General features: G+C 68.2%; 24 protein-coding genes. 16 read left to right on the forward strand and 8 right to left on the reverse strand.

Annotation, left to right across the window (positions count from 1 at the left end; all coding sequences use genetic code 11):
• Positions 1-334: 334 nt before the first annotated feature.
• Complete coding sequence (locus FLL47_RS14145; RefSeq protein ID WP_144120980.1) at positions 335-2,581, reverse strand: P-loop NTPase fold protein; 2,247 nt, start codon at positions 2,579-2,581, stop codon at positions 335-337.
• Positions 2,582-2,848: 267 nt separating this feature from the next.
• Positions 2,849-5,467: a TrlF family AAA-like ATPase gene (locus FLL47_RS14150; RefSeq protein ID WP_144120981.1), complete on the reverse strand. Its 2,619-nt coding sequence runs from the start codon at positions 5,465-5,467 to the stop codon at positions 2,849-2,851.
• Between the two features lie 1,016 nt (positions 5,468-6,483).
• Here FLL47_RS14150 and FLL47_RS14155 point away from each other — a divergent pair.
• The 5 genes from FLL47_RS14155 (at position 6,484) to FLL47_RS14175 (ending at position 10,418) form a co-directional block, all read left to right on the forward strand.
• Positions 6,484-7,872 (forward strand): HEAT repeat domain-containing protein, encoded by a 1,389-nt coding sequence (locus tag FLL47_RS14155; protein ID WP_186315728.1) that lies wholly within the window; start codon positions 6,484-6,486, stop codon positions 7,870-7,872.
• Between the two features lie 2 nt (positions 7,873-7,874).
• Positions 7,875-8,156: a HEAT repeat domain-containing protein gene (locus tag FLL47_RS14160; RefSeq protein ID WP_144120983.1), complete on the forward strand. Its 282-nt coding sequence runs from the start codon at positions 7,875-7,877 to the stop codon at positions 8,154-8,156.
• 522 nt (positions 8,157-8,678) lie between these two features.
• A complete protein-coding gene (locus FLL47_RS14165) occupies positions 8,679-9,146 on the forward strand; it encodes a hypothetical protein (protein ID WP_144120984.1) in 468 nt (155 codons plus the stop codon).
• Between the two features lie 215 nt (positions 9,147-9,361).
• On the forward strand, positions 9,362-9,682 hold the full coding sequence (locus tag FLL47_RS14170; protein WP_144120985.1) for a hypothetical protein: 321 nt from the start codon (positions 9,362-9,364) through the stop codon (positions 9,680-9,682).
• Positions 9,683-10,025: 343 nt separating this feature from the next.
• Positions 10,026-10,418: a hypothetical protein gene (locus tag FLL47_RS14175; protein WP_144120986.1), complete on the forward strand. Its 393-nt coding sequence runs from the start codon at positions 10,026-10,028 to the stop codon at positions 10,416-10,418.
• A 399-nt stretch (positions 10,419-10,817) separates the two neighbouring features.
• Here the strand turns inward: FLL47_RS14175 and FLL47_RS14180 are convergent, their stop codons facing one another.
• From FLL47_RS14180 to FLL47_RS14190, 3 genes are all read right to left on the reverse strand, one after another.
• Positions 10,818-11,765, reverse strand: coding sequence for a threonine ammonia-lyase (locus FLL47_RS14180; protein ID WP_144120987.1), 948 nt, complete (start codon positions 11,763-11,765; stop codon positions 10,818-10,820).
• 480 nt (positions 11,766-12,245) lie between these two features.
• On the reverse strand, positions 12,246-12,704 hold the full coding sequence (locus FLL47_RS14185) for a hypothetical protein (RefSeq protein ID WP_144120988.1): 459 nt from the start codon (positions 12,702-12,704) through the stop codon (positions 12,246-12,248).
• Between the two features lie 82 nt (positions 12,705-12,786).
• Positions 12,787-13,674, reverse strand: coding sequence for a phosphotransferase family protein (locus FLL47_RS14190; RefSeq protein ID WP_222106069.1), 888 nt, complete (start codon positions 13,672-13,674; stop codon positions 12,787-12,789).
• A gap of 154 nt (positions 13,675-13,828) precedes the next feature.
• Here FLL47_RS14190 and FLL47_RS14195 point away from each other — a divergent pair, with 154 nt between their 5' ends.
• The 3 genes from FLL47_RS14195 to FLL47_RS14205 all read left to right on the forward strand — a co-directional run bounded on the left by FLL47_RS14195 (position 13,829) and on the right by FLL47_RS14205 (position 17,035).
• Positions 13,829-14,752, forward strand: a complete 924-nt coding sequence (locus FLL47_RS14195) for an arginase family protein (protein WP_144120989.1) — start codon at positions 13,829-13,831, stop codon at positions 14,750-14,752.
• A gap of 152 nt (positions 14,753-14,904) precedes the next feature.
• Positions 14,905-16,245, forward strand: coding sequence for an NfeD family protein (locus FLL47_RS14200; protein ID WP_144120990.1), 1,341 nt, complete (start codon positions 14,905-14,907; stop codon positions 16,243-16,245).
• A complete protein-coding gene (locus tag FLL47_RS14205; protein WP_144120991.1) occupies positions 16,238-17,035 on the forward strand; it encodes a slipin family protein in 798 nt (265 codons plus the stop codon). The genes FLL47_RS14200 and FLL47_RS14205 overlap by 8 nt, the downstream gene beginning before the upstream one ends.
• Before the next feature lie 21 nt (positions 17,036-17,056).
• Here the strand turns inward: FLL47_RS14205 and FLL47_RS14210 are convergent, their stop codons facing one another.
• Positions 17,057-17,827 (reverse strand): CYTH domain-containing protein, encoded by a 771-nt coding sequence (locus FLL47_RS14210; protein ID WP_144120992.1) that lies wholly within the window; start codon positions 17,825-17,827, stop codon positions 17,057-17,059.
• Positions 17,828-17,954: 127 nt separating this feature from the next.
• On the opposite strand from FLL47_RS14210, the gene FLL47_RS14215 reads away from it, so the two are divergent.
• The 4 genes from FLL47_RS14215 to FLL47_RS42925 all read left to right on the forward strand — a co-directional run bounded on the left by FLL47_RS14215 (position 17,955) and on the right by FLL47_RS42925 (position 20,690).
• Positions 17,955-18,236, forward strand: coding sequence for an FmdB family zinc ribbon protein (locus FLL47_RS14215; RefSeq protein ID WP_144120993.1), 282 nt, complete (start codon positions 17,955-17,957; stop codon positions 18,234-18,236).
• 131 nt (positions 18,237-18,367) lie between these two features.
• On the forward strand, positions 18,368-19,003 hold the full coding sequence (locus tag FLL47_RS14220) for an AmiS/UreI family transporter (RefSeq protein ID WP_144120994.1): 636 nt from the start codon (positions 18,368-18,370) through the stop codon (positions 19,001-19,003).
• An 83-nt stretch (positions 19,004-19,086) separates the two neighbouring features.
• Positions 19,087-20,349, forward strand: coding sequence for a formamidase (fmdA, locus tag FLL47_RS14225; protein ID WP_144120995.1), 1,263 nt, complete (start codon positions 19,087-19,089; stop codon positions 20,347-20,349).
• Positions 20,350-20,516: 167 nt separating this feature from the next.
• Positions 20,517-20,690, forward strand: coding sequence for a hypothetical protein (locus tag FLL47_RS42925; protein WP_186315729.1), 174 nt, complete (start codon positions 20,517-20,519; stop codon positions 20,688-20,690).
• Positions 20,691-20,738: 48 nt separating this feature from the next.
• Here the strand turns inward: FLL47_RS42925 and FLL47_RS14230 are convergent, their stop codons facing one another.
• Positions 20,739-21,110 carry a gamma-glutamylcyclotransferase family protein gene (locus tag FLL47_RS14230; RefSeq protein WP_222106070.1) on the reverse strand — a complete coding sequence of 124 codons (372 nt, stop codon included), beginning with the start codon at positions 21,108-21,110 and terminating at the stop codon, positions 20,739-20,741.
• 188 nt (positions 21,111-21,298) lie between these two features.
• Between FLL47_RS14230 and FLL47_RS44730 the strand changes: the two genes are divergently transcribed.
• From FLL47_RS44730 to FLL47_RS14245, 3 genes are all read left to right on the forward strand, one after another.
• On the forward strand, positions 21,299-23,662 hold the full coding sequence (locus FLL47_RS44730) for a family 20 glycosylhydrolase (protein WP_144120997.1): 2,364 nt from the start codon (positions 21,299-21,301) through the stop codon (positions 23,660-23,662).
• 117 nt (positions 23,663-23,779) lie between these two features.
• Entirely contained in the window at positions 23,780-24,532 is a 753-nt protein-coding gene (locus FLL47_RS14240; protein ID WP_144120998.1) for an SDR family oxidoreductase, read from the forward strand.
• A gap of 60 nt (positions 24,533-24,592) precedes the next feature.
• The gene (locus FLL47_RS14245; RefSeq protein ID WP_144120999.1) at positions 24,593-25,150 is read left to right on the forward strand and encodes a hypothetical protein; all 558 of its coding nucleotides are present in this window, start codon (positions 24,593-24,595) and stop codon (positions 25,148-25,150) included.
• 63 nt (positions 25,151-25,213) lie between these two features.
• On the opposite strand, the gene FLL47_RS14250 is transcribed toward FLL47_RS14245, so the two are convergent.
• Positions 25,214-25,984 (reverse strand): aminotransferase class IV, encoded by a 771-nt coding sequence (locus tag FLL47_RS14250; protein WP_186315730.1) that lies wholly within the window; start codon positions 25,982-25,984, stop codon positions 25,214-25,216.
• A 225-nt stretch (positions 25,985-26,209) separates the two neighbouring features.
• On the opposite strand from FLL47_RS14250, the gene FLL47_RS14255 reads away from it, so the two are divergent.
• A partial coding sequence (locus FLL47_RS14255) for a hypothetical protein (protein WP_222106071.1) occupies positions 26,210-26,591 on the forward strand: 382 nt, incomplete at its 3' end.

The following is a 26,591-nucleotide window of genomic DNA, read 5'->3' on the forward strand; positions in this document are numbered from 1 at the left end:
GCCGCGCCACATCCGAGGATCCTTGACAAGGTACAGCGACTGCCCCTGCTTCGCGCCGGCGGTTCGCGCCGGGCTAATCGGGCTTTACACCCATATCCATCTATCGACACCGAGAGACGAACGAAGTCCCAGCTCAATTAGCTGGGACTTCGAAACGACCAAATGTCCGTATCGTATGGGTGGACCATACCCGGCAGAATCCGAACCGCATCCCAGTAGCTCACGGCCCAGCGGTGAACGTAGCGCCAGTGCGAACACGCAAGGTATAGGCACAGGCTGCGAAGGCTCGAATCCCCGGCGGGACACGGCTCATCTTCCTGCAGCTTCGGTACCGTCACACCGGATCTTTCAAGGCAGCACCGCGCTCGTGCGACGCACTGGTCGAAGAGATCCCGCCTCTTGCGCCGGTGGCCTGATCGTCGTTCGGCAAGGTGGCATCGGCTTCGGGAGGTTGCTGGACCAACCGCTCCCATGGCCGCTGCGGCCGGTTACCGGTCGCGTAATCGGCGGCGAGGTGAAGAGCCGCCCGCTGCTCGCCGGAGATTTCCATCCCGTTGTCGGTGACTGCGGTGAGGATCTCGGCGATTCGCCGAACGAGCATTTCCTGGCCAAACCATTCGGCCAGACGGTCCCACAAGAGCACCTTGGTCACCGTAACGGCTGCAGCGCCAAGTACTCGTCCGCGCGTCTCGCCGACGCAGTCGGTCAGCAACGACAGCATGACCCTGTTGTCCTCAGCCGAGGCATGTAACACGGTCCTGCCCGCACCGGTCTCGGCCATGAAGCCTGCGAGGCGGGCGATTCGGTCTTGGCCAGCGAAGTCGCCTGGTGCGAGGGCCGCAAGTTCGTTGCGCAGTCGCCCTTCCAATTCAGTGGCGACGGCGGGTTTGATGAGGCCGAAGCCCATGTCTTCCCGGTGCCCAACGATCAATAGAAGGATCAGCCGAGCGCTGAGCGTGTTGGTCTCGGAGAAGACGGCGCATATCACGCACTCCCGGACGTCCGCGTCGAGGATCCTCCGCAGTAGCAGCAGTGCGGTCCGCATGAGAAGCACAGATCCACAGGACGCAATTTCGCTGCGGTCTTCAGGGAGCTTCGGAAGCAGATCCAAAAGGATCGGAGTAGCAAGGCGGGCGGGATCGCCCTCGATGTCCTCAGCGACCGGCAGTTCTTCGATCGCTGTGTTCATCCGTTTGATCAGGTCCGTCAGCTCGTCTGGAGTCCAATGGTTGAGGAGCTGCCGGAGGCCTTCTCGGTCGGCGAGCACGGCCAGCGCGTCGTCCACGACGCTCGCGGGCACCACGCCCTCGGGCAGTTGACGTTCGAGGTAGAAGCGAAAGACGGTTGCGCTAGCGATCTTGCGCTCGCGCCGCCAGATACCCTCCCATTCCGGTCCGTAGCCGGTGTTCTCGAAGTAGCAGCGTGCGGCCGGGAACAACCAACGGCATACGGGCTCGGCAAGCTCCGGGTCAGCGGTGTGCAGGAGCGCGATCGGGCTGTCCGCGATGGCGCGGCCGGGTTGGTGGCCACCTTGGCCGAGTCGGTCGGGCTTGGCCGCTAGATCGTCCGCGACGGAGGTTAGGGCTGCGAACAGCGTTGGGTGCAGGACGCGGATCGCATCGATCGCGACCAGGTCGGCGAAGGCAATCTCGTCTCCAACCATGCGCATCGTCATCGACAGGCAGCCCAGCAGGCGCTGAACATGGCGCGGCGTCACGAGCAGTGGGCGGATGACGAACGCGAGGTTGTTCTGCCAGTCCTCAGACTTAATGGGCCCGGTCGGTAAATCGTCGACCATCGTCGTAAGGCCGGCAGTGAGCATCGCGACCACGTCCGGCTGTCGAGCGGCCGGCACGTCATGGGTGACCTGAACGATTTTCTCGAGGTAGGCACGCCCTCGGTTGAGGTCTCCCTCGCCGAGGCATTCCTCGACCCGAGCGCGGTCGAAGGCCAGCAAGTAGAGGGTGTTAGGGAAGTCACCGACCAGGCGCACGAGCCGGACGATGTCAAGGACTTCCTCGGGCCGGAGCCGGTCGACGTCATCGATGACGACGACCAGCCGCTTACCCACGCCGGCGAGCAGCTCGCGCAGTTCCCGGTGCTGCTCGAACACTGAGGGTTGCGCTGCGAGCGCTTGCAGGATATTGAGTGCGCCCTGGGTGGCGCCGCCCGCTCCTGTGAGAGCAGCGAATGGCGATAGGACCTGCCCGTAGGTGGCCAGCTTGCCCGCGACGGTCTTGAGTTTCGCCTCTTTCTTCTCGAGCTGCTTGCTAATCTCCGAGAAAAAGGAGCTGACGAGGGCTTCGGCGCCAGAGAACATCCATGGGTTGAAGTGGACGGCAGTCGCGGTGTCGCCAATGGCGTCGACAGTCATGTTGAGGATGGAGGTCTTGCCGCTTCCCCAGGCACCGGTCAGGCCCATGACGTAGCCGCGGGCAGTCGGAGCCGCCATGATTTCGGCGGCGAGCGCTTGGGCGAATGGTCGGCGTCCGAGCCGATCCCCGGTCAGTGATTGGATTGGGGCGTCGTCCGCGCCAATTGGCGAAGCGGACTCGGCCGCTGTGCTCTTCTGCTTGCTCACGGTTTTCCTTGCTCGTGCGATGTCGGTCGGGCACGGCGCGTGGCCAGTCCAAAGTTTCGGCCACCTCGGGTTGGGCTTGGTAGTGGCTGGCAAGTCTGTCTATATCAATGATCCTGTCGCCGTTGCGAGGCGGCAAGCCGATGGCGTTGATGGTGGAGCTGTCGTGTGCGGGCGCCTTCGGTGAGGTGCGGGCTGCCGGATCCGTTCGCTAGGTGACGCTGTCGGTGCGCGATACCTTGAGGGTTCGACTGGCGCTGACGACCAGCGTCATTGTGCGGCCCGGTAGCGACGCGCCCGAGCACGGAAGGCGGCGTCGCCGCCCTCGAGGATGCGCCGCGCTGCTTCGGCAACCGCCGGGTCGTCGATGGCCCCGCAGGCTACGGTGCTGCTGCGCTCGATCGTGGCGTCCAGGGCAAGAATGAGTTCGGCGTCGCCGAGAATCGGAATGTTGGGGTTGTGCGTGGCGACGATCACCTGGCGGCGGTCTGCGACCTCGGCGAGCTGCCGGACCACGTGGTCGTAGATGAAGCGGTTGTCGAGGTCGTCTTCGGGCTGGTCGATGATGAGTGGGTCCTCGCCAGTGGCCAGGACGAGCGACAGCATGGCGGTGGCGCGCTGTCCTGGGCTCACCCGGCGGACATCGGTCCAGCGCGGGTCGTCGACTTCGGCGACATTAATCTCGACGGTGATGAGGTCCGGGGTGGCGCACTGCTCGATCTGTCTAATCTTGTCGGGTGATAGCGCCTGCAGTTTAGCGGCGCTGCCTTCGGACACGCCGAGCTTGGTCAACTGCTCAGCTCCGCTCTTGATCGCAGCGATGATCGCGGCTGGGCCCGCCTCCGCAAGTTTCACCAGCTGTGCGGCGAAGATCTTCTGTCCGGCCATCGTGTTGGTGAGCAGTTCGACGAGTTCGCTGCGATCGGCTGCGGGTTGGGCGGAGACGCGCACGCGACCGCCGACCCGATCAGACAGGTGCTGAGCCCCGGCTTGCAGCTCTGCTGAAGCCAGAGCGCGATGGGTATGGAGAACTTCGATCTGCTCAGCGCGGCGCTCGCAGAGCGTTTCGAGATGTGCACGCTGGCTGGGGACGGCCGTGATGGCTCGCTCTAGGTCGGCGGCTGCGCGCTGTTTGACCGCGAGTTCGTCGGGGTCAGCTAGACCTGCCTCGGCCAGGGCCACGTTGATCTCGTGGCGGTATGTCTGTGCGAGTTCGCGATGCTGGGCGACGATCGGCGGAAGGCTTACGCCGATCTGCTGGGCCGCAGCGTCGACTAGGTCAGCGGCTGCTCGCACGGCGTCCTCGGCGCGGGCGGCTTGGGCGAAAAACTCCGTCGGCACGGTGCGATGCTGGTTGAGTTCGGGACGGGTTCCGGCGGTGCGGAGTGCCCTTCCCAGCTCGCCCAGGCCCGACAGCCACGCCTGCACGGCGGCGACCTGTTCCTCGGCGGCGGTGAGCGCTTGAGATGCCGCGACCTGCGCTACTGCCCCTCTTTGTCCCAGCACGTTGAGCTGGTCGTGAAGGTCGGCCAGGCTCTCCTCACTGGAGGCGGCGGCCTCCAGCTGCGCTTCGAGCGCGGTGATCTCCCCGTTAAGGCGGGCGAGTTCGTTCAGGCAATCTGCCTCGCCGGCGCGAGCAGCCGCCAGTTGCGGGCGCGCCGACTGAGCCACGAAGTCGCGCAGTGCTTCTTGGCGTTCGGCGAGTTCGGCCAGCTCCCGCTGCCCGTAGATGCTGACGCCGAATCTGCGGTTGACCTCCACCGGCGTCGCGACCCCGTATCGCAGCAGGCGAGGTGGGATGCTGTCACCAGAGCGGGTGATCTCGTAGTGCTGACCGTCGCCAGCGACAACATCGATCTTCGCGTTGGCGTTGGCGGAGAAGTTCGCTCTGCGATTGCGGTTGTTGTCTTCTACCGTCGAAGGTGCCGCACTGCATACGTGGCGGATGATCTCGAGCGTAGTCGACTTTCCAGTGCCCTTTCCTCCGATGATCGCGTTAAGGCCGGGACCGAACTCGACGTCGAGCCCGTCGTGGAACCCACCTTCGATACCGACGCGGCTGATGCGCGGCCAGGCAGGCTCTGGCTTGCCCAGGAATTTCAGGTGAGGGACGCGCTCGTATTTGCGTCGCAGGTGCTCCGGGAACCGGATCCGGTTTTCGGACATAAGAAATGCCTGGCGCAGGCTCTCCAGCGTGTAGGGAGTGCCGAGCTTGAGGTAGACGGCGCGCCTTCCAACCTCACCCAGGTCCCGCACGTCCCCTGAGATGAACCACGCAGGGCGCCGGTCACCGAACTGGCGACGCGGGTTGGTTAGCACATCGGCCTGTTCCTTGCCATAAACATCGAAGCCAACGAGGTGCTCGCTCTGGGCGACCTGATCGCTGATATTGCACACGCCGCGGCCGAACAGCCCGTTGTCCACCGCGGTGGAGTGCGGTGCCAGCACCAGGGCGCCGTAGGTTTCGGCGGCCACCTTGGCCAGAGACAACGGCGATCCGATGTTGGTCGGATTCGGTTCGCGCCGAGGCGTCAGGGGCGGCGGGCCGTCGGGCGGGAACAGGTGATCGAGGAACTGTTGCCCACGGCGATATCCGGCGTCGTCACCGTCCCAGATCGCCATGAGGTGGCATTTGTTCACGTTGAACTCGATGCCTGGGAACACGACCACGCCGTGGCGGCGACCGGCTTCGGCCAACACGGGATACCACGCCAGCGTGTTGTGATCGGTGACGGCGATGACGCCCACGCCTGCGTCTGCGTGCGCCTTAATCAGCACATCGGCGAACGCCTCATTGGGCTCGGGGCCACCTACGTCGCCGTACTTATGATGGAAGTCGGCAGGCGTATGAACTTGAAGGTCTGCCAGCACCCAGCGTGAATATCCCACGTCGGAGGACGATAAGCCCAATGCCTCAGCTCTACGATGAGGTTTTACGGCGCGTCCGCCGAAACGCCCATCTGGTGCGGGAATCTAACCGAGCGGCTGGTCCTGACCGACGTCGTGGTGTATGCCAGCTGCGTCCGACCGGCAGATCGAAGTGTCGAGGTTCCGGTTGCGATCCTCGCTCGGTCCACAAGCCGGCGCGGACGGTTATCCGCAGCCACGGTAGTGCCAGCTGGCAGCGGATCTGCGGGCGTTGTTCGGCGCGGTCCACGGCCGTGGTGGTCCCGGCTTCTATGTGACGTGAGTACGAGACGGTGGCAGCTGGCTTGACGCGCTTACGAGAGCGACAGCTGGCTGCGAACCCGGCGCCAGGCCACAGGCTTCGGCGGTTTGACGACGGCTCTGGCGCTGCACCGATCGCTCGAACGCCGGGGCCACGGGTACCTGCTTCCCGCGTCTAGGGATTTCCACGCGTGTCCATGCTGCTTGCAGCCGTATGCCGCGAGGCCGCCACAGAGGCGTGGCTGACCGAGGAACATGTGCCACCCGACCGACGGTTCGCGCCGGGTGAATCGGGCTTTACGCCCCCATCGCCACCTATCGGCACCGAGGAACAAGCGAAGTCCCAGCTCATCGAGCTGGGACTTCGAAACGGCCATATGTCCGTATTGTATGGGTGGACCATACGCGGCAGAATCCGAACCGCATTCCAGCAGCTCACGGGCCGATTGTGACCGTACCGGCAGTCCGAACGCGCCGAACTCAGCCTGGTCTTTCCGAGTGACCGGCGCCCATCCCGCTGCTTGCCGCCATACGCGCGGCGCGCCGTCACCGGCTCGTGGGCCGAAGGTCCGAATCCGCCGATGGGGGTTGACCCGCAGCCGTAGTGGATTGGGCCTCGGCACCGCATGTGCTCAGCAAGCCGAGGGGCGGACCGGGCGCCGCGGCTGGTTCACCCGCGCCTGCGCTGGGATAGTACCGCCGATAGCGTACACCGGGCCGGATGCCCGGTCACTCGGGTGAACAGCCGTGTGAGCTGTGGTTTTGCGCCACTACGCTCGGGGCTCGTGTTCGATGATCACTGGCTGTTGCTGCCCCCGGCCGTCACCGACGACCCGCTTGGCACGCCGCGGGCGTTCAGAACGCGCACGAACCTGTGGCGTGACGAGCCCGCCGTGGACCCAGTGCTGCGCGGCCTCGCCCACAACCCGGCCGCGCCGACCGACGTCCTGCTGGGTCTCCTCGGCGCCCACGGCGACGCGCTATCGGATGCGTTTAACCGGCGAGCCGACCTGCCGCCGGTCGTGGTCGAGGCGATGCCGCGGCATCCGTCGGCGTGGGTACGAGCGGCGCTGGCGGTCAACCGGTATGTCGACTCGGCGATCCGGCTACGGCTGGTGGACGATCCCGACCGTCGGGTGGTCGGGGCCCTCCGCGCCGACCCGGACCTCGCACTGCCCGACCGTGTATTCACCCCCGAGTTCGACCGGGTTGTCCAACAGTTCCAGCGCACGCTGATGACGGCCGACGAGTTGCACTGCGAGCTGATCGAGTTGATGTCGAAGGACCGGCGGTCGGTGCCGGTGGCCGCCCGGCATCCCGAACCCCGAGTGCGGACCGCCGCGGTTGACCGGCTCGGGCTACTGAACGAGGTCAAACGTGACGAGGTGACGCAGGCGCTGCTGCATGACCCCGTGCCGGAAGTCCGCGCGGCGGCGGTCCGGTACGACGTCGGCCTGACCCGGGTGCACGAGCCGGCAGACCTCCTCTCGTGCAACGGCTATGCCTACCGTGGCCTGCTGCGCGAGCGGCGGCTGTCCCGGCCGCTCATCGCGCACGTGCTCGCCATCGACGTGGACGATCGCATGGGCGGGGTCGCCGCCATGGCGGGCAACCGCACCCTGCCGCCCGACGTGCTGGACACGCTGTTCGAACACCCCTCGTCCGATGTCCGGTGCAGTCTGGCCGAGCGTGACGATCTGAGCCGTGCGCAGCTGACGCGACTCGCCGCCGATCCCGACGTCGCCGTGCGAACCGCGGTTTCGGTCCACCCACGGCTCACCGAGGACGAGCGGGTTGCGATCGACATCGACGTCACCACGTCGCGGGAGCACCGGCCGGTCGGCCGGTCGAGTTCTCGAACCGGCGGGACGAGCACCCGTGGATGCGGGCCTCCACATTGCCGCCGCTGGAGCAGTCGGTGCGGTGGGCCTCATCGGTCAACATCCTGCTGCGCCGTCGTGCGGCGGCCAACCCGCGGCTGCCCGCAGATCTCGTCGCGACACTCGCACACGACGCCGACCTCGGCGTGCGGGTGCTCCTCGCCCAGCATCACCCGGCCGCGCCGTCGGCGTTGCTGCTGCGCTCCTTTCGTGAGTACGGCGGTCGCGGTCGGGCGCGGCTGCTAGCCATGCCGAACTTCCCGACCACGGACCTGGCACGGCTCGCCGACGATCCCGATCCAGCGGTGCGCCGACTCGCCGCGCGTGACCCCCTCGCCGCACCCGCCCTCGTCGAACGCCTCACGCACGACCCCGATCCCATGGTCCGCCGAGCAATGGCCGCCTGCCCACGCCTACCGGTACCGCGCATCGTCGCGCTGCTCGACGACCCGGACCTGGCCGAGCCCGCCGCCGCGAACACCGCTCTACCCGTCGACACGATGCGGCAGCGGTTCGCCGCGGCGGTGTGACACCGCAGTGACCAAGCGGCCCCCGCTCGTCCATCCGTGCGAGCAGTAGTCCGACACAGCTCAATCGCCGCGGGTTTCGTCGATCCGGGACACGGCATGCCAGGTCACCACGGCGGCCTGAACGGAATCCGAATCTGCCGCGACGAGGACGACAAGCAGACGACCCGGCTTCGCCGGCGGCGGTTCGCGCCGGGCCAATCGGGCATTCCCCCGCACATGCGTCGCTATCGGAACCGACCGACGAGCGAAGTCCCAGCTCTACGAGCTGGACTTCGAAACTGCGGAATGTCCGTATTGTATGGGTGGGCGATACTGGGATCGAACCAGTGACCTCTTCCGCGTGAACGCGGTCAGGACCTGTCGCCCCGTGTCGCCCACCGTCGACGCGCCTGGAATAAGCCGCAGCCGTCCGCGCATGGAAGCGCTCGGCAGGGGCCGGAGTCAGCGGGTTCGCTGACTTTTCGCTGACGTCGTTATGATCACCGGACGCGGGCAATCATCCGAACCTGGTGTGGAGACCCCATGCAGCACGTCAAGATTCACCGAGGGTACGAAGGAAATTTTCTTGATCCCTTGGATTACCTCAGCGTGCTTCCAGAGCTCGCCGACCACCTGCCTGCCGGTGCGCGCACCTTCGCCACCGATCCCCAGCACTACGACTTCTATAGCCAGCGGTGCGTCAAGGATCTCAAGCCCTTAGCGCTGGTCTTCGGTGAGGAGAACGGAGTGGGGTGGGCTGAGCTGCACCTTGGGCACAACTGCTGGAAGCACGAGGAGGATCTGACGATCCGCTATGTCGGTCTGCGCAGCTTGGTGATCGATCCCGTCGCAGCTGACGACGTGACGAAGCTGCTTGACGTCATACTCGACGAGCTTCTGCCTCACGAGCATGGATGTAGCCATGAGCTGGCCTGCCTTGCCGGGACTCTGACGGTCACGTGTACGGACCTGATCGCCACCTGGCGCGAAGCGGACTGCCCCGAACGCTAGTTGGGCCACCTATCTGGTGCAGTTGAAGCGGAACGGCCCACGTTCTGGAGTCCGCCAGGGTGAACATCTCCGGCCTGGAGAGATTCACGCCTGGCGCTCTCCGTCGGTGGTTGACTCTCCCCGCTGTTTCACATCCTCGTGTGCCCCAGGTGTGCCCCAACATCGTCCCGGACGGTCCTCGCCGTCCTTCCTGCCCGCGTCGCTACAGTCCACGTATGGATCTCCGCAACCTTCGGCTCGGGTTTCGCGATGATGCCCAGCGGAGCCGGGCACAGCGCGTGATTCACGATCGACTCGCTGATGATCGGTTGCAGGAGGAGTGCCGCTACCTGATGAAATTCTGGTGGCAGCTATCGATGTCGTACCAAGAGGTGACGCTCGGCGAGCTACAAGAGCACGTTGGCGCAGACAAGCTCCGAGCCGTCCATGCCCTGATCAAGGCGATCGATCAATCACCCGAGAGCATCGACGAGTGGATCACATGGGCGGTGGAGAATTACCCGGTGATCCGCGACCGGGGCAATCCGGAGGACTGAGAGCCGCATCGTCAGTTTGGAAGATCGCCGGGCGTTGACCGGGTTGCCCGAAACGCCTGCCAGCACCTCCCAGGTGACTGCCCGCCGGTGCCCGCAGACGACCGGCTACGGCACGGCGCTCTGGCACGCTAATGGCACGACCACCATCAGCTTGGGAAGCGAGATCCGCCTGTGTTCAGCACCTAGCCTGATCTCGATGCATGCAGCTCGGGCTAGCAAAGCTCGTCGCTGCCCGCGTCTGCCGTTCTCCGCCGTTTCCCGCGGCAACGGGCACGCAACGGGCAGAACGCCAACTTGCTCTGGCTGCAGGCGCCGGAAGCGTAGCGGCTCTACACTCCCCGCCATGATTGATCGCCCGACCAACCACTGGCGCGAATCGGTGCATCATGAACGGGAGCAGGTCGCTGCCGGCATCCTGGCCCCTGAAGACGCCTTCACCGAAGAATTCTGGCCGCCGACCTTCATCGAAGCAGTCGACATCGCGCTGGCTGCCTATGAGAACGAGGTGGCTGGGCTGCGAGACCCGTCTGACGACGACGTGTCCGCCGTGGCCGAGAGAGTCGTGCTCGCCCTCAATGAGATCGACGCAGAGGATGACCTGATCGAGACCGGCGAACGGGATGAGTTGTGCGAGTACATCGAGGCCGTGCTGACCAACGCCGGCATCGACGTGGACGCCCTGTGCGCCCGGCGGGGCGAAGACCGCGAAGCGCTGACCGACAGCCGGCTCTGGTAACCATGAACCCGTGGACCGCCAACCGGGTGAAGGCTGGGGCTCAACTCCTCCAGCGACCTCCGTTCACAGCCTCGCTCAACAACTTTCGGAGGCGAGTGGCGATCTCCTTGCGGCGGCAGTCTCAGACCGAGCCGGGGTTCTCGGTTCGTGCAAGGGCTCGGTGGAGCGCAGCGGAGCCGACCGCGAAGCGGCTTGGCCCTTGTGCGGGCCGAGGTTCGCCGGTACGCCCTCCAGGTGGCGACGCTCAGTGATCATCTTGTTGTCGAGGCAAGACCGGTAGGTGTGCGCTAAGACTCCGCCGAACGGCACCCGGCTCGTAGCCTGGTAGGACACCATACGTTCGGGATCTCGCGCATGGTGCGTCAGCTCGGCAGGTCACATGGGCGCTGTGCGTGCTCCTCACGGCCGGTCGAGGTCGGCGAGGCCGGCCGGCGCGACGTTGCCTCCCGACAGCACCAGGACCACTTTGCCGCCTGGTCGAGGCAGCGCCAGACCGAGCCGCAGCGCAGCCAGCCCGACCGCCGCCGACGGCTCGATCAGCAGCTTGCTCACGTCCATCAGCTCCCACCAGGCTTGCCTGATCGCGTCCTCCGGCACCTCGACCACCTCGTCGACCAGGGCCTGCACGTGTGCCAACGTGTGCTCGCCGGCGAACGGCGCGGCCAAACCGTCGGCCAGTGACACCGGGCGATGCGGCATGCCGGTAGGCGAGCCGGTCCGCAACGCGTAACTCATCGCATTAGCGGTAGCCGGTTCCACGCCGACGACTCGGCCCTTCGGCCAGACCGCCTTGGTCGCGGCTGCGATCCCGCTGATCAGGCCTCCACCGCCGACCGGAACGATCACGAGATCCGGATCAGTCAGGTCATGCACGATCTCCGCACCCACGCTTCCCTGACCTGCGATCACATCGAGGTCGTCGAACGGGTGCAGGATGGTGAAACCACGCTCACCGGCGACCTGCCGGCACGCGCCGAGCAGATCCTCGGTAAAAATGATCTCGCCGCCACAGCGCCGTACCGCCTCGACTTTCGTCACCACAGCGTGCGGTGGCATACACACCACTACCGGGAGGCCGAGCACCGATCCGGCATAGGCGGTCGCCGCCGCGTGGTTGCCCGCCGAGAAGGTCGCCACGCCCAGCGGCAACTCGTCACGGGCCAGCAGCGCGTTGAACACACCCCGGACCTTGAAACTGCCGGTGTGCTGAAGATTCTCCGGCTTGAGCAGGACCGGAACGCCCAGGCTTTCACTCAGCCGCGGGCAGGGCAACAACGGCGTCCGTACGATCCGGCCGTCCAGCCGCGCGGTCGCAGCCGCAATGTCGTCGCCACTCACCAGATCCATTCACGCACGGTACGCGGATGATCGAGATAGTGCTTACCCTGCGCCGGACTGGCACACCGCTCGAAAGACCACATGCGTGCCATCGCGGATCTGGCAATGTGCTCTGCCCGCTCGCCGACCGTAGGCAGCTCACCGGTCGCCGGCAGTAGACGATCTTGGCGCTGGCCCGTTCAGCTTCGCAGATAGTAGCCAGCTCCAACCAGATCGCCAGCACTCTCCTGCCCGACAGCACGGCTACCAGCCACAGCACTGCTCCCAGCCACGTCCCGGCGGCCGCCGTCACGGAAGCGGGCGTGTCCGAAACCGCCAGATGCCGCAGGCCGCCTTCGGCGGTCGAGTGTGCAAACTGGCGTCGTGTACGTGATCAAGCAGCCGCCGGCGCAGCTCGTTTCCCAAGGTCGACTTGCTCGTTCCCTCCTGGCGGGCGCCGCAACCGCGAGCAGCCTCACCGCCCGGGCCGAACCGGTGGCGCGCCACGTGTCAGTGGGACTGCCGGCGGTGCACGTCGAGCTGCTCCACCAGCGCGACCAGCTTCTCGAACGGCAGCCTGACCACCGGACTGAAGAGATTCCGGCTGACGCCGACACTCGTGGGGACCTGAGTGCCGTCCAGCAACTCCAGGTGGAGCAGCCGCTTGCCGGCCCTGCCGGGCCGCGGACGGATGGTGAACTCGCGTACCCGGCTCAGCGCGACGACCGTGCGACCCAGGCCGAACCGCAAGATAAGCTGGTCACCCACCAGGTAGACACCCTGGCGCAGGCCGGCATACGCGGCGATGAGCAGGACGACCGACGGGATCAGCATGGGATCGGCGTATCGGCCGTCGACGAGCGCCTCCACGACCAGCGTTCCGCAGATCGCGACCCCGACGAGATAGAGCGGGCCGAGGGCGGGCAGCGGGGTGAGGCGCTTCGAGCGGCGTAGGGCGACTGACGGCACGGGCGCATTCTGCCGAGTCACCGGCCCGCCCGTCTGCCCCACTTTCGGTTGATCGTTGGCCCGGCGGCTTCGCCGAGCTTCATTACGCGGCGTGTGTTCCGGTTATGCCTTGCTCGGCGGTGGCGATCCACAGGTCCACCTCGGCGCCCGTGTGGTGGCGGATCGCCCAGTCGATCATGCGAAGACTCATGTGGGCCCAGTACGCCCGGAGCCGGTCCGCGGGCACGGTCTGCCGCAGCAGACTGTCGAACCAGTCTGTGAGGTCCGGCGCTCGCCGTGCGAGATCGAACCGGAGCGTGACCAGGTCCAGAAGTCGATCGCCGCGGCCGGCCCCGTCCCAGTCGATGACCGCGGTGATCCTGCCGTCCCTGACCAGGATGTTCCCGGGGTGAAAGTCCATGTGGACCAGGTCGGTGCCGTCGGCGGCGTTGCGCTGGGCGCCGACCTCGCGCGCCCAGTCCAGCACGCGGGCGCTGCGACGGTCATAGTCGGCCAGCGGCTCGTGCATGCAGTATCCCGGGCCGCTGGCGCGCAGGTGAAGATCGATCCGTCGTGTCTGCGGTGCGGCGTGCAGGAGTCCTCGCATGAGTTCGCTGCAGGCGAGCATGGCCTCGATCAGGCAACGGTCGACGACCGTGGGCGCCGCGCCGGGCCGCAGTTCCTGCACGATGACGCACGCGCCACCGACCTCGGCCACCAGCTCGTACCGGGGAGCCGGCAGGCCGGCTTGCCGTGCGATCGCCGTCAGTGGCTCCGCGTGCGGGCTTCCCTCGGTGAGCACCGACCTGCGCCCGTCCGGCCAGCGCACGTACGCAGCACCGACCTCACCCCCCGGACACCGGCCTTCGACCTCCAGGCGGACACCGGTCACCTCGGCCAGGCGACTGACCAGCTCCGCAGGGTTCAACCGGGGTGTGCGCGGCCACGAAGTCAGGCGCTGCGGCTGGAATGAATCGGTCGACGCGTTCACCTGCCGGAGAGTAGTCCGATCCGTCCGGCCCCGCTGAACCAGCGAAGTGGACGGCGTACGTGTTCAACGGCACGGACATGCCGGAGGTCCGGTAACCAGGTGGGCCAGGGCGTGGCGACTCGCACTGGTCAGATAGCGCAAGGAAGATGTGCCCATGCCGCGGGATCTTGTTGTGGTGGGCGCGCCGACGAGCGCGGGCAGCTACGCACCTGGACAGGAGACGGCTGCGCGGGTCCTGCGCGACCTCGGCCTGATCGATCAGCTGCGGGCGGCAGGTCGTCAGGTCCGTGATGCCGGTGACGGGCCGGTGCAGGTCTGGTCACCGGACCGGCCCCATCCGTACGCCCAGAACCTCGCGGCGGTGGTGGAAGCCGTCGTCGCCGTTGCCGATCAGGTGGCGGCGGCGCTGGCAGCGGACGCGGACGTGCTGGTCCTCGGCGGCAACTGCACGGTCGCGCTCGGCGTGATGAAGGCGTTGACGGCCCACGACCCCGACGCCGGCCTGCTGTACGTCGACCGGCACTTCGATCTCAACACGCCGCAGAGCACCACCGACGGGGCGCTGGACTGGATGGGCCTCGCTCACGCGTTGGACCTGCCAGGCGCGGCCGAGCCGCTGGTGTCGGCCCTGGGACGTCGGCCGCTGCTCACCCCTGGTCAGGTCTATTTCCTGGGCGTCGAGTTCGCGGCCGCGACCTCGTGGGAACGGGAGCGGGTCGAACGCCTGGGCCTGCAGTGGTGTTCGAGCGCCGCGCTGGCCGCGGCCCCGTCGGCGCAGGCGACGCGGGCCCTCGACGTCCTTCCGAGCGCCGGCATGGCGGTGCACCTCGATGTCGACGTCCTGGACTTCACCGACGCGCCGCTGGCCGAGAGCACTGACGGGCGCAACAGCGGCCCGTCATTGGACAGGATAAGCGCGGCGCTGCGCATCGCCTGCCGCGATCATCGGTTCCGCGTGCTCTCGATCGGCGAACTGAACCCCACCCGAGCCGTGGGATGCCCGGAGGTGCTCGACCGGTTCGTCGGCTGCATCCGCAATGCGCTTCGACCGGTGTCGCTTCCACCTCGCCACCCCTGACCGCCCCTGCGGATCAGGCCGTGTGCCTGGCCTGTGAGCGATCCATTCAAATACCCGCCAAAAAGTCACAAATCACCCATTCGCAGTATCGAGGGGCCGCACGAGGACGTTTGTCGCCGTCCCGTCCGCGGCGCACGATCGAGGTGGGTGCCATGAAATCGATCGGGTCGCTGCTACTGGTGCTGGCAACATCCTTGCTGGCCATGCTGATCCCTGCGGTCGGCGCACCCGCGGCGGCCGACGAGCAGGTGCTGGCGGTTCGCGTGGACGGCCCCATCACCCCGGTCGCCGCCGGGTACGTCACCGACGCGGTACGACAGGGCGAAGATCGAGGCGTGCAGGCGCTGGTGCTGGAGCTGGACACGCCCGGCGGCCTGGACACCTCGATGCGGGACATCGTGCAGGCGCTGCTCGCGGCGAAGGTGCCGGTCGTGGTGTACGTGACCCCGCCGGGCGCACGCGCCGCCTCGGCCGGGGCGCTGATCACGTTCGCCGCGCACGTCGCGGCCATGGCCCCGGCGACCACCATCGGCGCGGCCACACCCGTCGACGCACAGACCGGCGAGAAGGCCGGTGACAAAGTGATCAACGACGCGGCGGCGTACGCCGAATCCGTGGCCGCCCAACGCGGCAGGGACACCGCATTTGCGATCGACACGGTGCGGCAGGGCCGGGCGGTGTCCGCAGCGGAGGCGCTGCGCGTCGGCGCGATCGACCTGATCGCCCCGGACCGCGAGGCGCTGCTGAAGGCGCTCGACGGCCGCACCGTCACCCTCGCCGACGCCGACACGGTGACCCTGCGGACCGCCGATGCCACCGTCACCGAGTACGAACCCGGGTGGGCGCGGCGGCTGCTGGGCGTGCTCGCCGACCCGACGCTGGCGTTCCTGTTCCTGTCGCTGGGCACCCTCGCCGTCATGTACGAGCTCGCCGCGCCGGGGCACGGCTTCAGCGGCGCCATCGGCGTGATCCTGCTGATCCTCGGGTTCTTCGCGCTCAGTGTCCTGCCCGTCTCCGTGGCCGGGCTCGCGCTGCTGGCCCTGGCCGCGGGGCTGTTCGCCGCCGAGCTGTTCGCCCCCGGGATCGGTGTGTTCGCCGCCGGAGGTGCGATCGCGCTCCTGCTCGCCGGCGTGTTCCTGTTCGAAGGCACCATGCGGGTCAACCCGGCCGTACTGCTGCCCACCGCTGCGGTGGTGGCCGTCGGCACGGTGATCGCGGGACGGCTCGCCTGGCGGGCACGGCGCAACCCGCCCGTGTCCGGCGCAGCCACGCTCATCGGAGCCGTCGCCCCGGTCGCCTCCGGCACGGGCGGCCAAGCCGACCTGCACGTGGACGGAGCGTGGTGGACCGCCGAGTCCGCCGACGGATCACCACTGCGGCCGGGCCGGCTCGTGCGCGTGGTCGGCATGGACGGGCTGCGGCTCATCGTGGAGCCGGCCGACGACAGTGCGCACCCCGGCCCGGCGGATGGAGGGCAGAACCGCCATGTCTAGTACGGTCATCGCCTTGATCATCGCGCTCGCGGTGGTGCTGCTGCTCTTCTTCGCGTCCGTGCGGGTGTTCCCCGAGTACGAGCGCGGAGTGATCTTCCGGCTGGGCCGGGTCATCGGTGCCAAGGGCCCGGGTCTGTTCTTCATCATCCCGGTCGTGGACCGGGTGGTGCGGGTGTCGCTGCGCACCGTCACCATGGAGATCCCGCCGCAGGACGTCATCACCCGCGACAACGTGACGGTCCGGGTCAACGCCGTCACCTACTTCAACGTCATCGACCCGATCCGTTCGGTCGTCGCGATCGAGAACTACACCAACGGCACGTTCCAGATCGCGCAGACAACCCTGCGTAGCATCCTCGGGCAGGTCGACCTCGACGAACTGCTGACCAAACGCGACGAGATCAACCAGCGGCTGCAGCGCATCGTCGACGACGTGACCAGCCCATGGGGCGTCAAGGTCACCCTCGTGGAGATCAAGGACGTGGAGCTTCCCGAGAGCATGCGCCGGGCGATGGCCGCGCAGGCCGAGGCCGAGCGGGAACGCCGCGCGAAGGTCATCCACGCGAAGGGCGAGTATCAGGCCGCGACGGACCTGGCCCGGGCGGCGCAGCTGCTGGAGGAACACCCCGCCGCGCTGCAGCTGCGCGTGCTGGGAACGATGGTCGAGGTCAGCGCCGAACGCAACTCGACACTGATCTTCCCGGTGCCGGTCGAGCTACTGCGCATGGTGGACGTCGTACGCCGCAACGCCGAAGGCGCGTCAACATCGCCGGACCAGATTCCACCATAGGCGCCGGCCGCGGCATCTCGGTCAGCCGTACGCGGGCCGCGGCGGCGACGCGCGCAGCGCCGCCTGCGACTTCGTATGCCGGAAGAGCCGCGGGATCACCCGGTGCAGGTCCAGGAATGACGACCACCGAGCCACCGCGACGGCCGCGTCCGCCGCGGCGACCTTGCTCGACAGCTCCAGCACCGGCTCGGCCGGGAAGTCCCACAGCTGCACCGCCAGCTGGTGCTGCCAGCCGCGAGCGGCGCCGGCCAGCCGCTGCACCCGCACGGGGCCGAACAGCGACAGCCCGTCGAGGGCCGCGCCGTGTGGCGCGTAGGCCTGGAACAGCCGCCGCTGCCGCGGCGTGAACAGCGCGCCCGGTGGCGTGCGTCCGGCCACCGCCGCGGCCACCGTCGCGCCGGCGAGCCGGGTCTTCAGCGACGCCGAGCAGACGAACCTGTCGGGACACATGTCCAGCTCCACGTGGAAGCCCTTCCGGCGGCGCAACTCGGGGTCGAGCGCGGCCGGATCGGCCGGACGGATGCGCACCGTCGCGTCGGCCCCGGCGTCACCGGTCTGGCGGATCCGCATGATCACCCCAGCCGCCTCCAGCGCGAGGCCCGGCGTGTCGAGGTAGTAGACATGCCTGGTCAGTGCATCGGCGATATCGAAGCCCAGGGACCGCGCCGCCCGGCGGCCCTCCGCCTCGGTCAGTACCGCCTTCAACTCGACCGTGTCGCAGGCGTCGAGGAACGCCGGGACGTCCGGGACGGCGTACCGGGCGCTCGCGCGCTGTCCGATTTCAGGGGCCACGTGTGATCGCAACGAGCACACGCCGATCCCGGTTACCGCCGCGTCGGCTGCCCGTCACCGGGGTGAGCGCGTTTGACCGGGTCGGGGATGGGTACGGCATAGCGCGTTGAAGCGGGAGGTACGCGTGGTGGCGACCTATGAGTATGTGTGCGCTGAATGCGGCCGGTTCGACATCCGGTCCCCCATCGGGGCTGCCCGGCCGCAGCTTGCTTGCCCGACCTGCCACGCCGACGCCCGGCGTGTCTTCTCGCCGCCGATGCTCGGGCTGCTGCCGAAGCCCTGGGCGGCGCTAGCGCAGCAGGAGGAGCAGAGCGGCGACGAGCCGGCCGTCGTCTCGCAGATACCGCCGAAGGCCGGCCGGACGCAGGCAGCCGTTCACCCGGCCCTGGCCCAACTTCCCCGGCCGTGAGGGATTAAAGCCCCCCGAACCTGGGTAATGCGGCAGGGCGCCGCGGGCGGCGCGGCTTGCGGCCACCGACGCGGCGGCTGGACGCCGCCGCCAGCACCCTGTGACCACTCTGTGCACATGGGGAGGCGCTCATGGGAGCCGTGGGCCTGTTCTATGTCGGCGCTGTCCTCTTCCTCAACGGCTTGATGATCCTGGGGAAGGTCGACGCGAAGGCAGCCGCCGTCTTCAACCTCTTCGTCGGCGCGATGCAGGTCATCACGCCGACCTATCTCATCTTCACCGCGGGCGGTGACCCGAACACGATCCTGAACGCGTCGGGCATCTACCTGTTCGGATTCACCTACCTGTATGTGGGGATCACGCTGCTCGCGAACCTGGACAGCACGGGAGTCGGCTGGTTCTCCCTGTTCGTCGCGGCGGCAGCGCTGGGTTACTCGTTCGTCAACTACCGGATCTTCGGTGACGGGCCCTTCGCCGTCATCTGGCTCTACTGGGCCTTCCTGTGGTTCCTGTTCTTCCTGCTACTCGGACTGAAATGGGAGGGCCTGACCGCGTACACCGGCTGGGTGACCACGATCCAGGGCATCGTGACCGCCGCGATCCCGGCCTTCCTGATCATGTCGGGGTACTGGCGGAACCCGACCGCGATCACCATCGCGCTGGCGGCGTTCGGTGTCGTCATGGCCGTGGGCCTGTGGCCGCTGACCCACCCGCGCCCACACGAGGTGGGCGCACGTCCCGGCGCTCCGGTCGCCCGACATCCATGACTACCTGTTCGCGCCTACACCGCACGGCACGGACGTATTTCCACGCGGAACGGACCTTCAGCAACTGAGAGGAGTGAGTTCCCATGCCAGAAGTCGTGTTCAGCGTCGATCAGAGCAAGTCGATGCGCGATCAGGCCGTGCCCGGACACAACCGGTGGCACCCGGACATCCCGGTGGCCGCCATGGTCCGGCCCGGGGACGAATTCCGTATCGAGTGCCGGGAATGGACCGACGCCCAGCTCGGCAACAACGACTCCGCCAACGATGTGCGCGATGTCGACCTCACCCACGCCCACATGCTCAGCGGACCGATCGGTGTCGAGGGCGCGGAACCCGGCGACCTGCTCGTCGTGGACATCCTCGACCTCGGCCCCGTCCCGCAGCAGCCCGGCGAACCCATGATCGGCGAAGCACCCGGGCAGGGCTGGGGGTACACGGGCATCTTCGCCAAGGCCAACGGAGGCGGCTTCCTGACCGATTACTTCCCCGACGCCTACAAGGCCATCTGGGACTTCCACGGCGTGATCGCCACCTCCCGCCACCTGCCCGGCATCAGGTACACCGGCATCACCCACCCGGGGCTGTTCGGCACGGCCCCGTCCGCGGAGATGCTCGCCAGGTGGAACCGGCGCGAGCAGGCGCTCATCGACACCGATCCGCAGCGGGTGCCACCGCTGGGCCTGCCTCCGCTGGCGCAGAACAGCCTGGCCGGGCTGGCCGAGGGTGACGAGGCCCGCCGCGTCGCCGAGGAAGGAGCCCGGACGGTGCCCGCCCGGGAGAACGGAGGCAACCACGACATCAAGAACTTCACCCGAGGATCGCGGGTCTTCTACCCGGTCTACGTCAAGGACGCAAAGCTCTCCGGCGGCGACCTGCACTTCAGCCAGGGCGACGGGGAGATCACGTTCTGTGGGGCCATCGAGATGGGTGGCTACATCGACATGAAGGTCGACCTCATCAAGGGCGGTATGGAGAAGTACGGCGTCACCACGAACCCGATCTTCATGCCGGGCAACGTCGAGCCGCGCTACTCGGAGTTCCTGACCTTCATCGGGGTCTCGGTCGACCATGACACCGACACCAACTACTACCTCGACGCGACGGTGGCATACCGCAGGGCCTGCCTGAACGCCGTCGAATACCTCAAGAAGTGGGGCTTCACCGGCGAGCAGGCGTACCTGCTGCTCGGATCGGCTCCGATCGAGGGGCGCATCAGCGGCGTCGTAGACATCCCCAACGCCTGCTGCTCGCTGTACGTCCCCACCGCCATCTTCGACTTCGACGTGCGGCCGAACGCCGACGGGCCGAAGAAGGCCGACCGGGGACAGTGCGCCGTAACCTCGTGACCGGCGTATCGCATGGCGGCCGCTCCCCTGGGGGCGGCCGCCCCATGTCCGGAGCCTATTTAGGCGAAATTGCTATGATCTACGTCACCTTGTGATGATCCGTGGCGTACATCCCAGGCACCTTTGTCACTGTCAGCCGCGACTTTCGCACCATCCAGGAGACGCACATGAGCCCTGGCCCGGACCCCGACACGGGGCGATTCGTCATCGCGACCGCATGGGAGTGCGTCGCCTGCGACGTGCAGGGGCGCAGCCTCGACGACGGCGAGGCCGCGTGCTGGAACTGCGACGGACAGGTGACGGTGACCGCCCGGCCCTCGGTCAGACTCGACGAAGTCTAGGCGTCGGCGACCCCGCGCCGAGCCCGGCCGACATCTCCGCCGGCCGGATCACGGTCGGACCGGCTGCGCCGCGTCTGAAGCGCTCAGCACGTACGCGAAGGCTTCGACCAGCCCGCCGGGAGTGTGCACGGTGACGGGGACTCTCTCGTACTGGGAGCCCTCGAACGCGTCCAGGCGTGACCAATGAGCGGGCAGCTCGCTCGACTCGAAGACCTGGACGTCGACGCGTTCACCGTGGGGATCGACGACCAGCCCCGGATAGCCGAGCGTGGCGCCCCAACCGGCGTCGAGCAGCCGGCCGTGCAGATGGCCCGCGAACCAGCGGCCGTCGAGTCCGGCGAGCTGATGGTGGTTCGGCCTGCCCGGCGCAAGAGATCCGTAGGTCGCCAGGCGGTGGTTCCCGCCGAGGTTCTCCCTCACCTGATCAACGCTAACTCGGCGGCAGCCGGCCCTCGCCGCCGAGGCGCTTCCACATGACGGCACTCCCGGGTGCCGCACAGGTGGGCGGGAACGCGTGGCAGGGCCGGTCGCTTCTTGACACCGCCGACATCGAGACATAGCCTGCGATCAAACTAGCAGGAAACTTTACCGTTTCGCTGGAGGACGTCGTGCACCGTCGCGCCCGGCAAGTTCTGCTCGTCTCCGCAGTCGCCGCCGCCGGGCTCGCCTGGATCGTCGACGCCACTCCGGCCGACGCCGCCCCCGTCAGCCTGAACAGCGTGGTACCTGCACCGGTGTCGGTCCAGCCCGCCGGCGGCGTCACCTACACGCTGCCGGCAGCCGCCGCGATTCAGACCTCGGCGGGCTCATCGGCCGCCACCGGTGTCGGCACCTATCTCGCCGACATCCTGCGCCCCTCCACCGGATACGCGCTTCCCGTCACGACGACAAGCGGCACCCCGACCAGCGGCATCGCACTGCTGCTGTCCGGAGCCGACCCGAGCGTCGGCAGCGAGGGCTACCAACTGGACGTGACCGCTGCCCTGATCACCGTCCGGGCACAGACCCCGGCCGGGCTGTTCCACGGCGTGCAGACCCTGCGGCAGCTGCTGCCCGCCTCCGTCGAGGCCCGCACCGTCCAGCCCGGACCGTGGGAGGTCGCCGGCGGCAGGATCGTCGACTACCCGCGCTACGGCTACCGCGGCGCGATGCTCGACGTGTCGCGGCACTTCTTCGGGGTGGACGTCGTGAAGCGGTATCTCGACGAGATCAGCCAATACAAAATCAATACGCTGCACCTGCACCTGTCCGACGACCAGGGCTGGCGGATCGTCGTGGACGCCTGGCCGCGGCTGGCGACCGTCGGCGGCAGCACCCAGGTCGGCGGCGGCGCGGGCGGCTACTACACCAAGGCGCAGTACACCGACCTCGTCGCCTACGCCGCCGCCCGCCACATCACGATCGTGCCCGAGATCGACATGCCCGGGCACGTCAACGCCGCCCTGGCCTCCTATGCCGAACTCAACTGCAACAACACGGCCCCGCCGCTGTACACCGGGACCAGCGTCGGCTTCAGTTCGCTGTGCGTCGGCAAGGAGGTCACCTACACGTTCGTGCAGCAGGTCCTCGCCGAACTGGCGGCCCTCACCCCCGGCCCGTACCTGCACATCGGCGGCGACGAGGCGAACAGCACCTCCGACGCCGACTACCGCACGTTCATGAACCGGATCCAGCCCTACGTCGGCAACGCCGGCAAGACCGTCATGGGCTGGCACCAGCTCGGCCAGGCCGACCACTCCCCCGGCCGGATCGCGCAGTACTGGGGCACCACCACCTCCGACGCCGACCTGAGCGCCGCCGTCAACAAGGGCGCCAAGGTCGTGCTGTCCCCCGCCAACAAGGCGTACCTCGACATGAAATACACCAACCAGACCCCGCTCGGACTCACCTGGGCCGGACTGATCGAGGTGCAGACCGCGTACAACTGGGATCCCGCCACCCTGCTCACCAACGTGCCGGCCAGTGCGATCCTCGGGGTGGAGGCCCCGATGTGGAGCGAAACCCTCACCAAACTCGCCGACATCGAGTTCATGGCCTTCCCCCGCCTGCCCGCGCTCGCCGAGCTGGCCTGGTCGCCGCAGTCGGCCCGCAACTGGGACGCCTTCAAGACGCGCCTGGGTACGCATGGCCCCCGTTGGACGCTGCAGAACATCAACTTCTACCGGTCCCCGCAGGTCCCCTGGGCCACCCCTCCCGCCAACGGCCGCATCGAGGCGGAGTCCTACAGCTCCCAGTCGGGCGTGCAGGTCGTCGCCGACGCCGCCGCACACGGCGGCAACCGCGTCGGCTACATCGAGAACGGCGACTGGATCGGATTCTCCGGCGTCAACCCCGCAGGCAAGACCGGCTTCACCGCGCGCGTGTCCTCCGGCGGATCGGGCGGCACCATCCAGATCCGCACCGGCTCGGCCACCGGCCCCCTGCTCGGCACCGCCACCGTCGCCAACACCGGCGGCTGGGCCAACTACGCCGACGTCACCACCACCATCAGCACCGGCTCAGGACCGCTGTACCTCGTCTTCACCGGTAACACCGGCAGCCTGTTCGACATCGACAGCTTCGCCCTCACCGGCACCGCGCCGCCGGCAACCCGGGTCGAGGCCGAGTCATACAGCTCCCAGTCGGGCGTGCAGGTCGTCGCCGACGCCGCCGCACACGGCGGCAACCGCGTCGGCTACATCGAAATCGGCGACTGGATCGGGTTCTCCGGCGTCAACCCCGCAGGCAAGACCGGTTTCACCGCGCGCGTGTCGTCGGGCGGATCGGGTGGCACCATCCAGATCCGCACCGGCTCGGCCACCGGGCCGCTGATCGGCTCCGTCAACGTCGCCAACACCGGCGGCTACGGCGTCTATGCCGACGTCACCACGACACTGACCAGCGGCTCCGGCCCGCTGTACCTCGTCTTCACCAGCACCGGAGGGACCGGCCTGTTCGACCTCGACGACTTCGCCCTCACCGGCGGCGCCTGAACCGCCGACGGCGTTGCGCGCGAGTGCGTGCCGGTCCCGGCTTGCGGCGTGAGCCCGCCATACGATGGCGCATGTCCACCGGAGGTGATCTCCGGCGAGAGGTGAGGACTGGTCATCATGCGTATCGCCGTCGCCGGCGCCACCGGGAACATCGGCTCGCTCACCGTCGCTGCGCTGGAGAACAGCGGACACGACGTGGTACGCATCAGCCGCTCGCTCGGCGTGGACCTGACGACCGGCGCTGGCCTGGACGCCGCGCTGACCGGCGTCGAGGCCGTAATCGACGCCACCAGCGGCCCGGCGCGGGACCGGGCCGAGACGGTGGCGTTCTTCCACGCGGCCACCGCGAACCTGCTCGCCGCCGAACAGCGGGCCGGGGTCCGGCATCATGTGCTGCTCTCGATCGTGGGCATCGACCGTATCGAGGGCAACGCGCACTACGCCGGCAAACGGGAGCAGGAACGCCTCGTCCAGGCAGGTCCGGTGCCGTGGACCATCGTCCCGGCCACGCAGTTCCACGACTTCGCCGCGACGGTCACCGGCTGGACCGCGAAGGACGGGATCGCGCCGATCGCGCCGCTGCTGGTGCAACCGATCGCACCCGCCGATGTGGCCGCCGTCCTCGCGGAGGTCGCGGTGGACGAGCCGCAGGGCCGCCACCGAGACGTGGCCGGACCGGACCCGCAGGACCTGGTGGACATGGCTCGGCGCACCAACGAGGCACGCGGGCGCACCGTGAAACTCGTACCCACCTGGTCCTCGGTCCTCGGCCTCGACATGGCCGGTGATGTGCTGCTGCCCGGCAAGGATGCCCGTATCGCGCCCACCACCTTCGACGAATGGCTGCAGACACAGCGCGACTCGGCCTGATCCCCGACGGCATGCAGGTGCCATCGACAACCGGCGACCCGTCGCCCGCGTCTACGATGCATGACCCGAGTGCGCGACGCCGTCATCACCGTGCTCTGCGTGGCCGTGCTGACCCCGCTGCTGGTCCTGGTGACGTCGGCCGCCGGAATCGGCCCGCGGCACTGGTCCGGCGTGCCGCTGTCCGGGGTGCAACTACCGTTCCTGGAGTCGGGGCCGATATCGTCGGGCACCCGGCCCGCGGCCCTCGACGAGGTGACCGACGCGCTGATCGCCATGGACCACCGCGGCTGGACCGCCGTCTACACCGGCACGGACGGTCTGGTCCACGTCGAGGTGACCCGTCTGAACCACGCACTTTTGCGCGACCTCGGCGGCGATTACGGCGGTGACACGGTGGGGCTGGTCTACAGCCCGCTGACCCCGCCGATGTGGCCGGGCGGTCCCGGCGACGGCACTCCGGCCGTCGAGACCACGTGGCAGCGCACGGACCCGGTCGGCACCTGGGTCACCTTGCTGATCGGCTTCCCCTGGCAGCTCGGCTCGGTGCTGCTGCTGACCGCGATCGCGTGGGCACTGGTGCTGCGTCGCCGCCGCGTGCGCCGGGCGCCGCACGGCTGAACCCGAGGCGGCCGGTTCGGAAGCCGATCGGCTCCCGGACGAGAACAACCACACCGCGATCCCTCAGATCGCATCCCATGGCGCGGCGTCGTACGCCCGCGCGATCGCGGCTGTCATCGCGGTCGGCACCGGCACCGGCGCGTCGTCGACGCGGTTCACCGGGGCCCAGCCCCGCGAGTTGCACAGGAACATCCCGTCGTAGCCGGGCAGGTCCGCGAGGCGGATCGACGCCCGGCCCTGTGCCACGCCCTGTGCCGCGAACTCGCGGCGCAGCACGAGCATGGTGATGCCGGGCAGGGCGGGCGCGGCGGGCCAGACGATCGAGCCGGCACGCCAGAAGCCGACGTTGGTGATCGCGCCCTCGGCGATGGTCCCTTCCGTTCCGACGAGCAGGGCTTCGTCGAACCCGGTCGCGAGCGCCCGGTCGAGGAAGTAGCCCTGCGCCGCGGCGCTGCCGGGGTGCTTCAGCCCTGCGAGCGGGCGCTGGAAGTGCTGTGACCCCATCGCGTGTGGCCGCGACGGCATGACTTCGGGCCGGCGCACCGTCACGATGACTCCGCCCCAGTAGCCGTAGACGCGCACCGATGCGTCCCGGACACCGTCCAGCGCGTGCCGGATGCGGTCCCGGATCAGCGTGCCGTCGAGTTCGGTGCCGTACACCGCGAGGTTTGCGGTCTGCAGGCGGTCCAGATGCAGGTCCAGGCCGCGCGTACGGCCGTCGCGTACCTGCATCGCGGTGAAGTGGCCCCAGGCGCGGTGCTCGATCAGTGCCAGGGCGTCGGCGTCGGCGGCGCGTCCGTCGATCTCCACGCGCAGTTCGTCGAGTTCGGTCACCCGCCGAATGTACGTCGCGCCGCGGATGCCGCGCACGATGGTCGATCGAGGCAGGCGCCGGCGGACAGGTGGTCGAGGGTGCGAACTGTCGTTCGGTCTTGCCAAGCGAGCCTGAGTTTGTGGGTGTCTGGCTGGCCTTGGTGCGGGCTGGCGTGGTGATGGCGGTTGTTGTCGGTGGTGCTCGTTACGCTGGATGTCCTATCTCGACCGGGGGGTTTGGTGTCGGTGGGTGTGCTGACCTCGACGGCGACCTGTGCTGCCCTGTCGGCGGTGGTGGAGCCGACCGGTGTGCGTGTGCGCGAGCGTGTGTTGGCGGTGCGGGTGGGCTGGCTGGCCGGGCTGGTCGCCGGTATGGCCGCCGCGGTGGTGTCCGGACACTGGTCGAGCGCGGATCTGGACATCCTTGCTGGTGGGGTCGGGCCGGACGGGCGGGCGCTGCCGGTCAGGGGCTGGACGGCCCTGCGCAGGCTCGGCTGGACCGCCGCCGTGCCCGGGGGTGTATACGTCAGCGACCGGGTGCGCCGGTGCGCCGAGGAGGAAGCCGCCCGGGCGTTGCGCCTGGCCGTGCACCGCCGCCAGGTCGTGGCCGCGATCGTCGCGACGTGGC

The sequence above is a fragment of the Catellatospora sichuanensis genome (genome assembly GCF_007483665.1).
Classification (GTDB): domain Bacteria; phylum Actinomycetota; class Actinomycetes; order Mycobacteriales; family Micromonosporaceae; genus Catellatospora; species Catellatospora sichuanensis.

What these genes read in the sequence shown, in the direction of transcription:
- FLL47_RS14240 (WP_144120998.1), top strand. Translation starts at nt 23,780, where the DNA reads ATGCGTATCGCCGTCGCCGGCGCCACCGGGAACATCGGCTCGCTCACC.
- FLL47_RS14160 (WP_144120983.1), top strand. Translation starts at nt 7,875, where the DNA reads ATGCCGAACTTCCCGACCACGGACCTGGCACGGCTCGCCGACGATCCC.
- FLL47_RS14205 (WP_144120991.1), top strand. Translation starts at nt 16,238, where the DNA reads ATGTCTAGTACGGTCATCGCCTTGATCATCGCGCTCGCGGTGGTGCTG.
- fmdA (WP_144120995.1), top strand. Translation starts at nt 19,087, where the DNA reads ATGCCAGAAGTCGTGTTCAGCGTCGATCAGAGCAAGTCGATGCGCGAT.
- FLL47_RS14175 (WP_144120986.1), top strand. Translation starts at nt 10,026, where the DNA reads ATGATTGATCGCCCGACCAACCACTGGCGCGAATCGGTGCATCATGAA.
- FLL47_RS14220 (WP_144120994.1), top strand. Translation starts at nt 18,368, where the DNA reads ATGGGAGCCGTGGGCCTGTTCTATGTCGGCGCTGTCCTCTTCCTCAAC.
- FLL47_RS14180 (WP_144120987.1), bottom strand. Translation starts at nt 11,765, where the DNA reads ATGGATCTGGTGAGTGGCGACGACATTGCGGCTGCGACCGCGCGGCTG.
- FLL47_RS14165 (WP_144120984.1), top strand. Translation starts at nt 8,679, where the DNA reads ATGCAGCACGTCAAGATTCACCGAGGGTACGAAGGAAATTTTCTTGAT.
- FLL47_RS14195 (WP_144120989.1), top strand. Translation starts at nt 13,829, where the DNA reads ATGCCGCGGGATCTTGTTGTGGTGGGCGCGCCGACGAGCGCGGGCAGC.
- FLL47_RS14245 (WP_144120999.1), top strand. Translation starts at nt 24,593, where the DNA reads ATGACCCGAGTGCGCGACGCCGTCATCACCGTGCTCTGCGTGGCCGTG.
- FLL47_RS42925 (WP_186315729.1), top strand. Translation starts at nt 20,517, where the DNA reads ATGAGCCCTGGCCCGGACCCCGACACGGGGCGATTCGTCATCGCGACC.
- FLL47_RS14170 (WP_144120985.1), top strand. Translation starts at nt 9,362, where the DNA reads ATGGATCTCCGCAACCTTCGGCTCGGGTTTCGCGATGATGCCCAGCGG.
- FLL47_RS14200 (WP_144120990.1), top strand. Translation starts at nt 14,905, where the DNA reads ATGAAATCGATCGGGTCGCTGCTACTGGTGCTGGCAACATCCTTGCTG.